Origin of the sequence: Xenorhabdus sp. Sc-CR9 (genome assembly GCF_963897815.1) — a bacterium.
Classification (GTDB): domain Bacteria; phylum Pseudomonadota; class Gammaproteobacteria; order Enterobacterales; family Enterobacteriaceae; genus Xenorhabdus.
The window spans coordinates 1-682 of the sequence record NZ_CAWQTY010000102.1 but is presented as its reverse complement, the minus strand read 5'-3'; the positions used below and the strand labels follow the sequence as shown (position 1 = coordinate 682).

Annotated in this window: 1 protein-coding gene; it reads left to right on the top strand. The window is 39.7% G+C overall.

The annotated features are described in order from the left end of the window. Nucleotides 1-344: 344 nt before the first annotated feature. Nucleotides 345-682, top strand: a 338-nt coding sequence (locus AACQ81_RS04750) for a hypothetical protein (RefSeq protein WP_237388508.1), incomplete at its 3' end; no start/stop codon positions are given.

Sequence of the window (682 nt, the reverse complement as noted above, 5' to 3'; positions counted from 1 at the left end):
TTTCTTTAACAACGGATAAATGTTCAATCAGGGTCATAGGTAAGCGATTAGAAGAGAAATAAGGCTAATTAGATCATGCTATTAATTTTCATTCAATAGATGTTAAAAAAGTATGCTCGCGCCCTGCAGAGGAGGCCGATTATCGGGGAATTTTCAGCCTTGATGGAATATGGACAGGCAGTGAATTTTTTGCGACAGAAATTAATCCTCGCCATGCGTCTGGATTAGGGCTCAATCGTGCAGTACCTTTATTCCCTGATTATTTATTTAATCGGGCTGTTCAGGAAAATAGTACTTTTATTGCGGAGATTGATCCTTCTCAGGTTGAAATTATCTGGCGTGATATGATCCGAAATTATTCAGGCCAAGATATTACTGTGTTGGATCGAGATGAGAAACAGCAAAAGGTGGTTGAAATTGAAGTGAATGACAAGATGATCGTATTGGGCGTTCCTTCTGAAGGTATTGATGCACTTATTTATCGTCCATTGGGTCAGGAAAAATTACTTGGAAGTATTGTAGCTGAATTAGTTAGCCAAGTTTCTAACCGCCACTATATATACCAATCGCCATTGAAGATGCTTGATTTCTTATCCAAACCCGATCATGCTTGCAGCCATGAAAATTCATCTGACACCAGAACAAAAACGCGCCCTCGAATTGATGCACGATACGACTCGTG